The sequence below is a fragment of the Agrobacterium fabrum str. C58 genome, assembly GCF_000092025.1.
GTDB lineage: Bacteria > Pseudomonadota > Alphaproteobacteria > Rhizobiales > Rhizobiaceae > Agrobacterium > Agrobacterium fabrum.
The window spans coordinates 1631765-1645566 of sequence record NC_003062.2 but is presented as its reverse complement, the minus strand read 5'-3'; the positions used below and the strand labels follow the sequence as shown (position 1 = coordinate 1645566).

The following is a 13802-nucleotide window of genomic DNA, read 5'->3' as shown; positions in this document are numbered from 1 at the left end:
TTTCCCGAGATAAACCCGCATGGTGGCGGAATTCAAACGATTTCCACCGCCATGCGGTTCAGGCGCCCTAGCCAGAACCATCACACCGCCGGTGCGCCCTCATGCAGCCAGTTAAAGCCGGGGAAGAAACGCTCGCGGCCATATTGCGCGCCGAACATCATATCGAATTGCAGCAGGCGATAATCGCGCACCACATCGGGAACCGCGTTCGGCGCGATCGACCAGTCGGGCATGGCCTCGCCATCCGTCGCCACCAGCATGTGCCGGTCGATGACGGAGAATTCCTGCTGAACGTCACCCAGCGTGCCGGTGTAGAAAGGATCGGAGAAGCCCGCGGTCTTCAACACATGATAGGGCAGGAGCGCCGGGCTGATGGTGCCGATATTCTTGCGCACGCCTTTCTTGGAGGACCAGACGACGAGCGGTGTTTCGTGTTCCTTCTTCATCACCTCCAGCGGCGCGCGGCGGCTGGCCACCATGCCCGGCATGTAACCGCTTTCCACGAAGGTCTGGCCGAGCGGCGGCAGGTGATCGCCGAAGAGGACGATGATGGTTTCGCGGTCACGCTTCTTTGCCCAGCGCATCAGTTTCAACAACGCGTCATCGGCTTCCACGACACCCTGCGAATAGGTGGCAAGCGCCTGCGAGGCCGAGGCGGAAAGACCGCCCGTCACATCAATCGTGTTTTCGGCATAACGGGCCGCTTCGTAGGGGCCGTGTCCCTGCAGGGTGACGGCAAAGAGGAAGAGCGGGTTCTTCGCCGTATCGGCGGTCGCCATGATCTCGTTCATCAAGGCATCGTCGGAGGCGAAGTTGCCGCGTTTTTCCATCGCCGGCAGCGTCTCTTCGGAGCGGAATTCCTCGAAGCCAAAATTCTTGTAGACCTGCTTGCGGTTCCAGAACCATTCCTGGAACGGATGCATGGCGATGGCGGAATATCCTTCGCCCCGGAAGAAGCTTGCGAGCGAGGGCACCGGACGGCGGATATATTGCTGATAGGGAATGCTACCATAGGGCAGGAAGGCGTTGGAGAAACCGGTCAGCGCCTCAAATTCCACATTGGCCGTCATGCCGCCGAACTCAGGCGAAAACACATTGCCGGACTGTTTGGCGCGGATGGTCGGCATGGGATCGGCCGAAAGTTCGACATTCTCCAGCCGGGTCGGATCCCATAGCGATTCGCTCATCAGCATGATGACATCAGGGTAATCGCCCTTGTTGGCGGCGAAGGAAGCGGATTTCGAGGTGAGGTCGGCGATGCTGTTGTCGCCATAACCCTCGGGTGCCGCGACATTGGCCATGGGGATATTAAAGGCGAAGGCCATCAGGAAGCCGTTATGGCGGTAGTTCTCCTGCTGATCCCACATCATGGGAATGATGTTGAGGCGATCGCGCACCCAGGAATAATGCGAATAGTCCATCAGCGAGGCAAGACCGGCGAGAAGCGGCAACGCCAGCACAAGACCCGCGGCGCGCTCACGCCAGCTCAAGCCCGGCGAATGGCGGCGCGCCAGCAGCCATAACGCCACAAGGGCTGCGATGGCGGCGCAGAGGCCGAGGACCACCAGTGCTGCCGTCAGGGGCTGGGCCTTCAACATGGTCGGCAGAAGCTCGAGGATCTGCCGGCCGAATAAAAGGTCGGAAGGGTAAAGTGGATCGGAGAGATAAGTCTGTTTCTGGGCGGAAATCAGTCCCGTCAGCGCGCAGAGCGGCGCGACGGCAATCAGCGACAGGTAACGCCTGCCAAGGATCGCATCCAGCGCCAGGAGAAGGGCGAGCACGGCGGCGATGGTGGTTACGCCCGGGCGGGCCGGGGAGGTGAGGAAAGCGCCGACATCACGGAGCGAACCGCGGGCGATCCATTCCAGCGCCACGACAAGCACAATGGATGCGATCGTCAGATTGGCAAGCGTATAGGCCGTACCCGAAAGCTTCGAAAGGCTCCTCAGTCCCGCAGGCGAAAAGACAAGACCAGCCTTTTCGGAAGCCGTTGTTTTTGGCGCCGAATCTCTCAAACTCATACTCCGGTATTTCAGGCGGCAGCGCCGATCCGGGGAGGTGAATCGGACGTCGCAAAATTGTCATGTAACTGTCACATAAGCGCGATGAACGCGACATGAACTTTGCGGAGGATGGCTGGGGCGGTGATAACCTTAGCGTGAACGCAGCCGTGGCGTCTTGCCCAGGCGACGGCATGCAATTGCCGCGTTGCGGAGCGGCCACGGGCGCGGTATTGAAATGGCATGAGCGACAGACACGATATCCAGAACCATCTTCGAATTGCCGTCGGGCAGTTCAATCCGACTGTTGGCGACGTGGCGGGCAATCTCGCCAGGGCGCGTGAGGCACGGGCCGATGCGGCGACGCAGGGTGCCGACCTTCTGCTCCTGACGGAGCTGTTCATTTCAGGCTATCCGCCGGAGGATCTGGTGCTTAAGCCGGCTTTTCTGAAGGCCTGCCTGAAGGCTGTGGAAGAACTGGCGGCGGAGACTGCCGATGGCGGGCCGGGCGTCGTCATCGGTTTTCCGCGTCAGGGCGAGACAGGCCGGCACAATTCGGTGGCGCTTCTGGATGGTGGCAAGATCATCGCGTTGCGTGACAAGATCGATCTGCCGAATTACGGCGAGTTCGACGAAAAACGTGTTTTCGAAGAAGGGTCGATTTCCGGGCCCTATAATTTCCGTGGCGTGCGGATCGGCATTCCGATCTGCGAGGAAATCTGGAACGACATGGGCGTGTGCGAGACGCTGGCCGAAAGCGGGGCGGAAATCCTGCTGGTGCCGAATGGGTCGCCCTATTATCGCGGCAAGCTGGATGTGCGCCATCAGGTGGCGCTCAGGCAGGTGATCGAAAGCGGCCTGCCGCTGGTTTTCGCCAATCAGCTGGGCGGACAGGATGAGCTGGTGTTTGACGGTGCGAGCTTCGGCTTTAATGCCGACAAGACGCTGGCCTTTCAGATGAGCCAGTTCGAGGCCACGCTCGCTGTCACCGACTGGAAACGCACCGCAGACGGCTGGCATTGCGACAGCGGGCCTTTCTCGAAAATCCCTGAGGGCGAGGAGGCGGATTACCGCGCCTGCATGCTGGGCTTTAGGGATTACGTCAACAAGAACGGCTTCAAGAGCGTGGTTCTCGGCCTTTCCGGCGGCATCGATTCGGCGATCTGCGCAGCCCTTGCCGTCGATGCGCTGGGTGAGGAGCGGGTACGCTGCATCATGCTGCCCTACCGCTACACCTCGGAAGAATCGCTGAAGGACGCCGCCGATTGTGCGAGAGCGCTCGGCTGCCGTTACGATATCGTGCCGATCGTCGAGCCGGTGGAAGGCTTTCTTTCGGCGCTCTCCGAACTCTTCGAGGGCACGGAAGAGGGCATTACCGAAGAAAATCTGCAGAGCCGCACGCGTGGCACCATTTTGATGGCTGTCTCCAACAAGTTCGGCTCGATGGTGGTAACGACCGGCAACAAGTCGGAAATGTCGGTGGGCTATGCGACGCTTTATGGCGATATGAATGGCGGTTTCAATCCCATCAAGGACCTCTACAAGATGCAGGTCTATGCCATTTCCAGCTGGCGCAACGCCCATGTGCCGCCGGGCGCGCTTGGCCCTTCCGGCGAGGTTATCCCAGCCAATATCATCGCCAAGGCGCCATCGGCCGAACTGCGCCCCAACCAGACCGACCAGGATTCGCTGCCGCCCTATCCGGTGCTGGATGATATTCTCGAGTGCCTTGTCGAGAAGGAAATGTCGGTCGAGGAAATTCTGGCGCGCGGCCATGATGTGGCCACCGTGCACCGGGTCGAGCATCTGCTTTATCTGGCCGAATACAAGCGCCGGCAATCGGCTCCGGGTGTGAAGATCACCAAGAAGAATTTTGGGCGGGACCGGCGTTATCCGATTACCAACCGGTTTCGGGATCGGTAAGGTGCGCAAACGGAATGTATGCGCCAGTCGACGCTCCACACCAGACTATCGACAGGCCCGGGAGGCAGCATGCGCAGTTCCATCGAAATCTTCAACATCCGGACCCGGAAGATGCGGGTGGTCTGGCAGACGCCGGAGCTGTTTGAAGCGCCGAACTGGTCGCCGGACGGGAAATATCTGCTGTTGAACAGCGAAGGGCTGCTTTATCGCCTGTCACTTGCCGGCGACCCTTCGCCGGAAAAGGTCGACACCGGCTTTGCGACAATCTGCAATAACGACCACGGCATTTCGCCCGATGGTGCGCTCTATGCCATTTCCGACAAGGTGGAGTTCGGCAAGAGCGCGATCTACCTTTTGCCGTCGACGGGCGGCACACCGCGGCTGATGACGAAGAACCTTCCCTCCTACTGGCATGGCTGGTCGCCGGACGGGAAAAGTTTTACCTATTGCGGCATTCGCGACCAGGTTTTCGACATCTATTCCATGGACATAGACAGCGGCGTTGAAACGCGCCTCACCCATGGTGAAGGCCGCAACGACGGCCCGGATTATTCGCCGGATGGACGATGGATCTATTTCAACTCCAGCCGAACCGGCCAGATGCAGATTTGGCGCGTGCGGGTGGATGGTTCCAGCGTCGAGCGCATCACCGACAGCGCCTATGGCGACTGGTTCCCGCATCCGTCTCCTTCGGGTGACAAGGTGGTGTTCGTTTCTTATGACGCCGATGTCTTCGATCATCCGCGTGATCTCGATGTGCGGGTGCAGCTGATGGATATGGATGGCGGCAATGTCGAAACGCTGTTCGACCTGTTTGGCGGGCAAGGAACGATGAATTCGCCCAACTGGTCTCCTGATGGCGATGAGTTTGCTTATGTCAGGTATTTCCCGGTGGAATGATGACGGTAAGGTGCGGCAGGCCACATTGCCGCACCACCCGTGGGACACTTGTGCTTGCAAGCTTTTTTGCCCATAGCTTCTCCGGTCAGGTGCCCGCCCTTGCGGCGGGAGAATCGGGAATCCGGTGAAAGACCGGAACGTGCCCAACGCTGTAAGGCGGATGCTCTTTTTCTCATGCCACTGAAGCAATTCGGGAAGGCGAAAGGGGCGGATGAAGCTTAGTCAGAAGACCGGCCTGGCAGGATAGACCGAACCGCGCGGACGGCGGCAGGTTGCTGAAGAGGCGCGTCATCGCTGCAAAACCGGCATGGTTTCTGCACCGGCGCGCCCGCATTGTTGGGGTTAAACGATGCCGACCGATCCGTCCGCTGGCAATCCATTGCAAGCCAATCCATTCGATCACGCGCTTTCACCCGCCCGCCCGTTTTCCGGTGCGGAACGCGAAGCGATCTACCGCGCCATCGAGACGCGGCGTGATGTGCGCGACCAGTTCCTGCCCGATCCCTTGCCGGAGGAGCTGGTGGAACGCCTGCTGAAAGCGGCGCATTCCGCGCCCTCGGTCGGTTTCATGCAGCCGTGGAACTTCACCCTCGTCACCGATGGAGGGGTGCGCCAGGCCGCATGGGTGGCCTTCAGCCGCGCCAATGAGGAGGCGGCGGCGATGTTTGAAGGCGAGAAGCAGGCGCTTTACCGCAGCCTGAAGCTTGAGGGTATCCGCAAGGCACCGCTCAGCATCTGCGTCACCTGCGATCCCACCCGCGGCGGCAAGGTGGTGCTGGGCCGCACCCACAATCCGCGCACGGATGTCTACTCTACCGTCTGCGCCATCCAGAACCTCTGGCTTGCCGCCCGCGCCGAAGGCATCGGTGTCGGCTGGGTCAGCATTTTCCACGACAGCGATGTTCGCGCCATTCTTGATATCCCCGAGCATATCGAAATCGTCGCCTGGCTGTGCCTCGGGCGCGTCGATGCGCTTTATACCGAGCCGGAGCTGGCGGTGAAGGGCTGGCGGCAGCGCGTGCCGCTCGAGGAACTGGTGTTTCGCAATCGCTGGGGTGGGCGGTAAGGGATGAGATGCGATAGCGTCGCCTCTCGTTCCTTCTCCGCGCATGGGGAGAAGGTGGCCCGAAGGGTCGGATGAGGGGGCTAGCTCACCGAATATCGCTGACGTTGCCCCTTCATCCCGCTGTCACGAACTTCTCCCCCTCGGAGAGAAGAAACAGGGGCGCGCTCGCCCCATTACGCACGCGCAAGAGATTTCACTGCTGCGGCTGAATGCCTTTAAGTGCCGGGTTCTTCAGGTCTATCCGGCCTGTCTGATCCGGCAGGAATTTGGGGCCGATGACGCGCACCCTGGTGTCGTTCGGGTCATAGTCGCGTTCGGGAACGGGTTGTTCCGGCGGCTTTGCGGCCTGTTGCTGCTCGGCGGATTTCTGCGGCTTGTCTCCACTCTTGTCACCCTGGGGTGATGGAATGGTGCTGATGCTGGAATAGGGCCTTTCGGCTTGCGGCCGGGCGGCCTCTTCCTGCTTCTGCATGTCCTGGTGGTAGGCGGCCATGTTGCAGGCGCAGCCCGGCGCTTTCGGGGAGGAATTGCGATAGGCGAAGGCGGTCGGCAGGTCTTTGTAGGGTTTGCCGGTTTGCGCAGACACCATGTCTGCTGTTTCCTGATCCGTCATGGAATGGAAATAAAGCTCCGTCTCGGTTCCCGGGCACATTTTCTGGCATTGTTCGGCCTGGGCGCGGAAATCGAGCGGCGAGGCGTTGGAGGCAATCGGGAAGAATGAACCGTCGCAGGTGCGCACGCAGAGTGTGCGAAGCCCGCCCTCAGCGGCGGCATTGGGGTAGGGCGAAAGGCCTGCCTGTCCCGGCTCATTTTCCTGCTGACGGAAGGCATCGGGATAACGCGTCACATCGGGAGCCTGCGGCAGTCGCGTGTCCGTTTCCGGCATTGTGCTGCAACCGTTGGCATCGAGGGCGGCGAGAATGCGCTGGCGCCTGACGTCGCCGTCGTCATTGCGCGCTGCCGCCATGGCGTCGTCGCGATCGCGGATGATCGCGTCACGTTCGGCCTCGGCATCCACCAGCGCATCGCCGATCTCGGCGCAGACGCTGGCATTGGGATTGCCATAAACGATGACGCTGCCTGATGAGCAGCCATAGCTGCGCATGTCGTTCCTGATCTTGCGGATGACGATGTTCTGGCGGGCGAGCGCATTGGCATAACGCCGCACCTCGGCCGTGTTGCCGATAACGCGAGGCGGCTCGCGCAGCTGTTGATACAGCGTATCGCACACCTGCTCCGCAAAAGCGGCGGCAGGAGCCGTGAAAACAAGGGGAAGCAGGAGGCCGATGATGCGGCTGCGCCGGGTCAATTGTGCGATCCGTTTGATGTCCCCGGCCGGTGGCAGGGGTGTTACGCTTCAGGAAATCCGTGTTTCGGGAAGATAACATATGCTGTTGCCGCATTGCGGCAACAGCATGTTCAAAACTGCGTTAATGCGCCTTCATCACACCGAAGGGTGCGAGGCCTGCACCACGGCAAAGGCCGCCATGTTGACGACGCCGCGCGAGGTGACGCTGGGCGACAGGATGTGGGCGGGCAGGGCCGTGCCGAGCAGGATCGGGCCGACATGCAGGCCTTCCGTCAGCGTGCGAGTGACACCGAGCGTGATATTGGCGGCATCGAGGTTCGGGAAGACCAGAAGGTTCGCCTCGCCGGTCAGCACGCTGTTGGGCATGGCACGCTTGCGCAGCGCTTCGGAGAGTGCCGAGCCGCCCTGCATCTCACCATCCACTTCCAGTTCTGGCGCTGCCTGCTGGATGATCTTCAGTGCGCGGCGCATCTTGCGGGCGCTTTCCGAGTCACGCGATCCGAAGTTGGAATGGCTGGCGAGCGCGATCTTCGGCGTAATGCCGAAACGACGGATTTCCTTCGCCGCAAGGATCGCCATCTCGGCCACTTCTTCTGACGTCGGGTCGTTGTTGACGAAGGTATCGGTCAGGAACAGGGCGCCCTGCTGGGTAATGAGAAGGCTGAGGCCCGCAAAGGAGCGCACACTTTCCTGCTTGCCGATGATCTGGTTCACGTCGCGCAGATGGCGGTCATAACGGCCTTCCAGACCACAGATCAGCGCATCCGCTTCGCCACGCTTCACCGACAGCGCACCGATGACGGTGGAGTTGGTACGCACGATGGTGCGGGCGGCTTCCGGGTTGATGCCGGCGCGACCGACGAGGGCGAAATAATCATCCACATATTCGCGGTAGCGCGGATCGTCTTCCGGGTTGACCACGGCGAAATCCGCATGCGGGCGGATGCGCAGGCCGAAGCGCTTCAGGCGCGTTTCGATGATCTGCGGGCGACCGATGAGGATCGGGACGCCGGTGCCTTCTTCCAAAAGCACCTGGGCGGCGCGCAGCACGCGCTCGTCTTCGCCTTCGGCAAAGATGATGCGCTTCTTTTCGGCCGCCTTGGCGGCATTGAAGACCGGCTTCATGATGAAGCCGGAGCGCCAGACGAAACGGTTCAGCTGGTCGAAATAGGCCTCGAAATCGGTGATCGGCCGGGTGGCCACGCCGCTTGCCGCCGCAGCGCGGGCAACGGCGGGTGCAATGCGCAGGATGAGGCGCGGATCGAACGGCGAGGGAATGAGATAGTTCGGGCCAAAGATCGGCGTTTCGCCGCTATAGGCTCTGGCGGCGACTTCCGAGACTTCCTCGCGGGCAAGCTCTGCAATGGCCTGCACGGCGGCCATCTTCATTTCCTCGTTGATCGTGGTTGCGCCGCAATCCAGCGCGCCGCGGAAGATGTAGGGGAAGCAGAGAACATTGTTGACCTGGTTCGGGAAATCCGAACGGCCGGTGCAAATCATCGCATCCGGGCGGGCGGCACGGGCAGCCTCCGGCATGATTTCGGGATTGGGGTTGGCAAGCGCGAGAATCAGCGGATTTTCCGCCATGCGCTCCAAGAGTTCCGGCTTCAGCACGCCCGCGGCGGAAAGGCCGAGGAAGACATCGGCACCGTCGATCGAATCCGCCAGCACACGCTTGTCTGTCTTCTGGGCGTAAACTTCTTTCCACTCGTCCATCAGCGTGTTGCGGCCTTCATAAACGAGGCCTTCGATATCGTGGACCCAGATGTTTTCCTTGTTTGCACCCATGGCGACCAGCAGGTTGAGGCAGGCAAGCGCTGCCGCACCGGCACCGGACGCAACGATCTTGACGCTCGAGAGCGATTTTCCGGCCAGTTCCAGCGCGTTGGTGACGGCGGCGGCGACGATGATCGCCGTGCCGTGCTGGTCATCGTGGAAGACCGGGATGTTCATCTTTTCGCGCAGCTGGCGTTCCACCTCGAAACATTCCGGCGCCTTGATATCCTCAAGGTTGATGCCGCCGAAGGTGGGTTCCAGCGCGGCGATGGTGGAGACCATGTCGTTGATGCCGGGCGCATCGATCTCGATATCGAACACGTCGATACCGGCGAATTTCTTGAAGAGGACGGCCTTGCCTTCCATAACAGGCTTGGAAGCGAGCGGACCGATATTGCCGAGGCCGAGCACCGCCGTGCCGTTTGAGATGACGGCGACGAGATTGGCGCGCGCGGTATATTCCGCTGCCATTTCCGGGTTCTCATGGATGGCGAGGCAGGGGGCGGCAACACCCGGCGAATAGGCAAGCGCCAGATCCCGCTGGTTGCCGAGTGGCTTGGTGGCCTGGATTTCCAGCTTGCCGGGGCGTGGGTAGCGGTGGAAAAAGAGCGCCTGTTCCTCGATGTCGGCCTTTGCCGTGTTGGCGGGCGTGTTGTTCTTATCGTGAGAGGTCATGTCTTCCACCGTCATATCTGGTTCAATTCCGGCCCCCTGAATACAACAAACTTCCCCAGGGTACAGCCGTTATTTACCGCCTTCTCATGCAAATGCAGGCATGGCTGATACCAACCCCCAACGCGTTCTAATCATTGGCGTTGGTGTCAGAGATGTCGTCCCTGCGCATCTAAGTGCTGCCCCAATGGCTAATCTCGCTTCGTGGCGCTGAATTATGATTTTCTAATGGAATCCTGTGAGTCCAAATCATTGGGCGTTGATATGAATGGACCTACACCATTCACAAAGCACTGTGTCTTTGTGTCGTAGAGCAGGAATGTTGTGACTTTCTGGCAGTCATCTTATTGTGTATATAATATTCAAAAGTCACCTTGCGGTAACAAATTATAAATAGACGCCAATTTTTTTTATTGCAAAAATGTATTATTTAATATCTATGTAGATGTATTATATTTCGGTATTTTATTATATTTGTCGTTTTTGTTTTGGTACTGAAGTTAATTAATTAGTTTCGTATTTATATCCAGAACATAAATCGTTTTTTTAAGGCTGTATATTTATTCATTGCTGAATCCTGTCAGCGGATTTTTATCACGATTTAGATTGGGGATTGGAGTGAAAAGTTTTCGGTCACTGGAATCGCTTAGAGCGTGGATGGCTTGGTGGATTGTTCTCGGTCATGCACTGCAACTCGTGGGCGCTGGGACAAACGGTTTTCTGTCATTCGTGCCTTCGAAGATCATGAACTTAATTCTCGACGGCGGGCCGCCGGTTGACGTTTTCATCATCATCAGTGGCTTTGTCATCACCCACCTAATGATCAACAAGCAGGAATCTTACGTTCCATATATTACGCGGCGGGCGTTCCGCATATTCCCAATCTACCTCGTTACATTATTTATCGCGATTGCGACAATTGATCTCTACCAGGCGGCATGGGTTGAATACCCGTTTGCTCTTAACCGTGATATGCGCATTGCTCGTTTCGACGAGCAACAAGGCCAATTCTGGACTCATCTCGGCCTTCACCTGACGATGCTGCACGGGATAGTTCCTGATAACCTACTGCCGTTCTCCAGTACATCGATCCTTTCCCCAGCCTGGAGCCTCAGTCTTGAATGGCAGTTCTATCTGGTCGCGCCCTTCCTCATTACGCTGCTTATTCGAAACATGAATTTTGCACTCTTGGGCGCGTTACTTTTGCTCGGCATGCAGTGGTTGGTCGCGCACCAGCAGGTCTTCGAATGGCAATACAATGGGTTCTTGCCCAAGATAATTAGCTACTTCGTTATTGGCATCCTGTCCCGTCTTGTTCTGGAAAAGATGTACCGAAAACAGGTCTATTTGGATGTTGTGTTGATTACGGCCTTCTTGCTCTTGTTTGTGCCGACTTGGGTTGCTTTGATTTGGATAGTGTTTTTCGCGCTGGCAGCATACGAAAGCAAGCTTACAGATCTCAACATCCCTATTTTGCGACATTTCGGTGCTCTTGTCGCGTTTAATGGCGTGGTCGCAAAAATGGGCAGTTGGTCCTACTCTACTTACCTTATTCATATTCCTGTTTTTAGCGTCGTGCTGGGTCTCTATGTGCGAACCGTTGGTGTCGAGAATGTATCGCAGACCTACGCTCTTCTTTTATTGCTTGCCAGCTTTCCAGTGATCGTTCTGCTTTCTTGGACACTCTATAACACAATCGAGGACCCCTTTCGAAAGCTTGGCTCTCAGATCGCCAAAAGGAAAGCTCCACCATCAGCGGCGGTAACGGAACCGCGGGCATAGTACTTTCGGCGTGGCTTACCGGGGCGCTGTATGCGTTAGAAAAATTTGTGGTGCAGCCAAGACGCCGTTGGTTGTGAAGTATGTGAAAACATTCGGAGCAATCTTTGGGCGTTATTCGCGTTTTCGTGAGGCCGTCAGTCATATTCCATACAAAAACCCGCCGCTGTCATGTTGCTGAAACACGAGTCTGGTTCTGAGAGGTAAGAAAGCCGCAGGGACGCAACCGAACAGGGGGAATAAATCCGTGGCCGGTCAAATCGAAACCAGACAGTTCAGAACGCTTTTCATTTCGGATGTTCATCTTGGCTCCAAGGCGGCCAAGACGGATTTCCTGCTCGACTTCCTGAAATACCACGAGGCCGAGACGATCATCATGGTCGGCGACATCGTCGACGGCTGGCGGCTGCGCCGCAGCTGGTACTGGCCGCAGGGCTGCAACGACGTGGTGCAGAAGCTGCTGCGCAAGGCCCGCAAGGGAACCCGCATCGTTTACATTCCCGGCAATCACGACGAATTCCTGCGGGAATTTCCGGGCATGCATTTCGGCGGCATCGAAGTGGCCGAGCGCATGATCCACGAGGCTGCCGACGGCAAGAAATATCTCGTCATCCACGGCGACGAGTTCGACGTGGTGGTGCGCAACGCCCGCCTGCTCGCCTATCTCGGCGACTGGGCCTATGACGCGGCAATCGCCATCAACATCGCCATCGCCGCCGTGCGCCGCCGCATCGGCCTGCCTTACTGGTCGTTCTCGGCCTGGGCCAAGCTGCAGGTCAAACACGCCGTCAACTTCATCGGCGAGTTCCAGCGCGTGGTGGCCGACGAGGCGCGGCGCAACAATGTCGACGGCGTGATCTGTGGTCACATTCACCACGCCATCATGGAAGACATGGACGGCATTCGCTACATCAACACCGGCGACTGGGTGGAGAGCTGCACGGCGATTGCCGAAAATGCCGATGGCAGCTTCGAGCTGATCACCTGGATGCAGACGAGTGAAGCCACCGCTGAACATGCTTCGGATGAAATGGAGCCGGTGAATATTCCGGGGCTGATCGGCAAGCACGCGGCGTGATTGGGACCTGCGGGCTAAAGGGATACCTGGCCTTCGGTGTTTTCCTTGAGATCAATACGCGCTCGTGTGGGGCGAGTGGATGTCGCTTGTTTCTTCTCCCCGCCGGGGAGAAGGTCGCGGCAGCGGGATGAGGGGCAAGCTCTCCGAAATCCGGCAACGGTGCCCCCTCATCCGACCCTTCGGGCCACCTTCTCCCCGGCGGGGAGAAGAAATACGCGGCGGCGTAGCACCTCATCTTTTTTTAATTTCAGGGCTTACCCCCACAGTTCCGGCCGCGCCGGATAAACCAGCGAACCCTCATAAACCAGCCCCGGATCACGATCCTCAGCCAACAACAGCGGCCCGTCGAGATCGGCAAAGGCCGTGCCCTGGGCGACCAGCACGGCGGGGGCCATTCCCAGCGAGGTGCCGAGCATGCAGCCGACCATGATGGTGAAACCGAGCCGTTCGGCTTCCGCCTTCATGACGAGCGCTTCCGTCAGGCCACCGGTCTTGTCGAGCTTGATGTTGATTGCATCGTAACGGTCGCGAAGGCCGGCGAGGTCTTCGGTGGAATGCACGCTTTCATCGGCGCAGATCAGAACCGGGTGTTCGATGCGGGCGAGCATGGCATCCTTGCCGGCGGGCAGGGGCTGTTCGATCAGCGATATCTTCAGTTCCGCCGCAAGCTTCAGATAATATTCGATATTGTCGTCGTTCCAGCCTTCGTTCGCATCGATGATGATACGCGCCTCGGGTGCCGCGGCGCGCACGGCTCGCAGGCGGGCTTCGTCATCGGCGGTGCCGGTCTTGATCTTCAGGAGCGGGCGGCCGGCATTTTCCGCGGTCTTTGCGGCCATGGTGTCCGGGTCGGCGAGCGAGATCGTATAGGCGGTGACGAGCGGTTGTGCCGGCTGTCCGAGAACCTGTTCGGCGGCTCTCTTGCCGCTCATCTTCGCTTCGAGGTCCCAGAGCGCGCAATCGACCGCATTGCGGGCGGCCCCCGGTTTCATCACCTGCTGCAATTCCTGCCGTGTCAGGCCGGCTGCTACTCGATCCGCCATCGCTTCGATATCGGCGGTGACGCCTTCGATGCTTTCGCCATAACGCGGATAGGGCACACATTCGCCAATTCCGGTGAAGGAACCATCGCGGATGGTGCACGTTACGACATCCGCATGCGTCCGGGTGCCGCGTGAAATGGTGAAGCTGCCAGCAACGGCGAAACGTTCAGTTGTGGCTTGAAGGTAACGGGGCATGTTTTTTCACTTCCTAATAGGCGTCAAAAGACACATGACGCCAAATTTATCGCGAATTGTC

9 protein-coding genes and 1 riboswitch are annotated in these 13802 nt (G+C 58.8%); of the genes, 5 read left to right on the top strand and 4 right to left on the bottom strand.

Features of this window, described 5'->3' with window-relative positions:
- Positions 1-80 precede the first annotated feature (80 nt).
- Positions 81-2021 (bottom strand): LTA synthase family protein, encoded by a 1941-nt coding sequence (locus ATU_RS08135; protein ID WP_035258595.1) that lies wholly within the window; start codon positions 2019-2021, stop codon positions 81-83.
- 222 nt (positions 2022-2243) lie between these two features.
- Between ATU_RS08135 and ATU_RS08130 the strand changes: the two genes are divergently transcribed.
- The 3 genes from ATU_RS08130 to bluB all read left to right on the top strand — a co-directional run bounded on the left by ATU_RS08130 (position 2244) and on the right by bluB (position 5889).
- Complete coding sequence (locus ATU_RS08130; protein WP_010971777.1) at positions 2244-3923, top strand: NAD+ synthase; 1680 nt, start codon at positions 2244-2246, stop codon at positions 3921-3923.
- A 69-nt stretch (positions 3924-3992) separates the two neighbouring features.
- A complete protein-coding gene (locus ATU_RS08125) occupies positions 3993-4823 on the top strand; it encodes a TolB family protein (RefSeq protein WP_010971776.1) in 831 nt (276 codons plus the stop codon).
- 70 nt (positions 4824-4893) lie between these two features.
- Positions 4894-5076, top strand: a riboswitch (cobalamin riboswitch).
- 96 nt (positions 5077-5172) lie between these two features.
- Positions 5173-5889, top strand: coding sequence for a 5,6-dimethylbenzimidazole synthase (gene bluB, locus ATU_RS08120; RefSeq protein ID WP_006316679.1), 717 nt, complete (start codon positions 5173-5175; stop codon positions 5887-5889).
- Between the two features lie 193 nt (positions 5890-6082).
- Here the strand turns inward: bluB and ATU_RS08115 are convergent, their stop codons facing one another.
- Complete coding sequence (locus tag ATU_RS08115; RefSeq protein ID WP_035258593.1) at positions 6083-7198, bottom strand: DUF2865 domain-containing protein; 1116 nt, start codon at positions 7196-7198, stop codon at positions 6083-6085.
- Positions 7199-7333: 135 nt separating this feature from the next.
- Positions 7334-9649: an NADP-dependent malic enzyme gene (locus ATU_RS08110; RefSeq protein WP_010971773.1), complete on the bottom strand. Its 2316-nt coding sequence runs from the start codon at positions 9647-9649 to the stop codon at positions 7334-7336.
- A 615-nt stretch (positions 9650-10264) separates the two neighbouring features.
- Here ATU_RS08110 and ATU_RS08105 point away from each other — a divergent pair.
- Both ATU_RS08105 and ATU_RS08100 read left to right on the top strand, forming a co-directional pair.
- Positions 10265-11428: an acyltransferase family protein gene (locus ATU_RS08105; protein ID WP_246767025.1), complete on the top strand. Its 1164-nt coding sequence runs from the start codon at positions 10265-10267 to the stop codon at positions 11426-11428.
- Positions 11429-11672: 244 nt separating this feature from the next.
- The gene (locus ATU_RS08100) at positions 11673-12503 is read left to right on the top strand and encodes a UDP-2,3-diacylglucosamine diphosphatase (protein WP_010971771.1); all 831 of its coding nucleotides are present in this window, start codon (positions 11673-11675) and stop codon (positions 12501-12503) included.
- A 254-nt stretch (positions 12504-12757) separates the two neighbouring features.
- Here ATU_RS08100 and dgcA read toward each other — a convergent pair whose 3' ends face one another.
- Positions 12758-13741, bottom strand: a complete 984-nt coding sequence (dgcA, locus tag ATU_RS08095; protein WP_010971770.1) for an N-acetyl-D-Glu racemase DgcA — start codon at positions 13739-13741, stop codon at positions 12758-12760.
- Positions 13742-13802 lie beyond the last annotated feature (61 nt).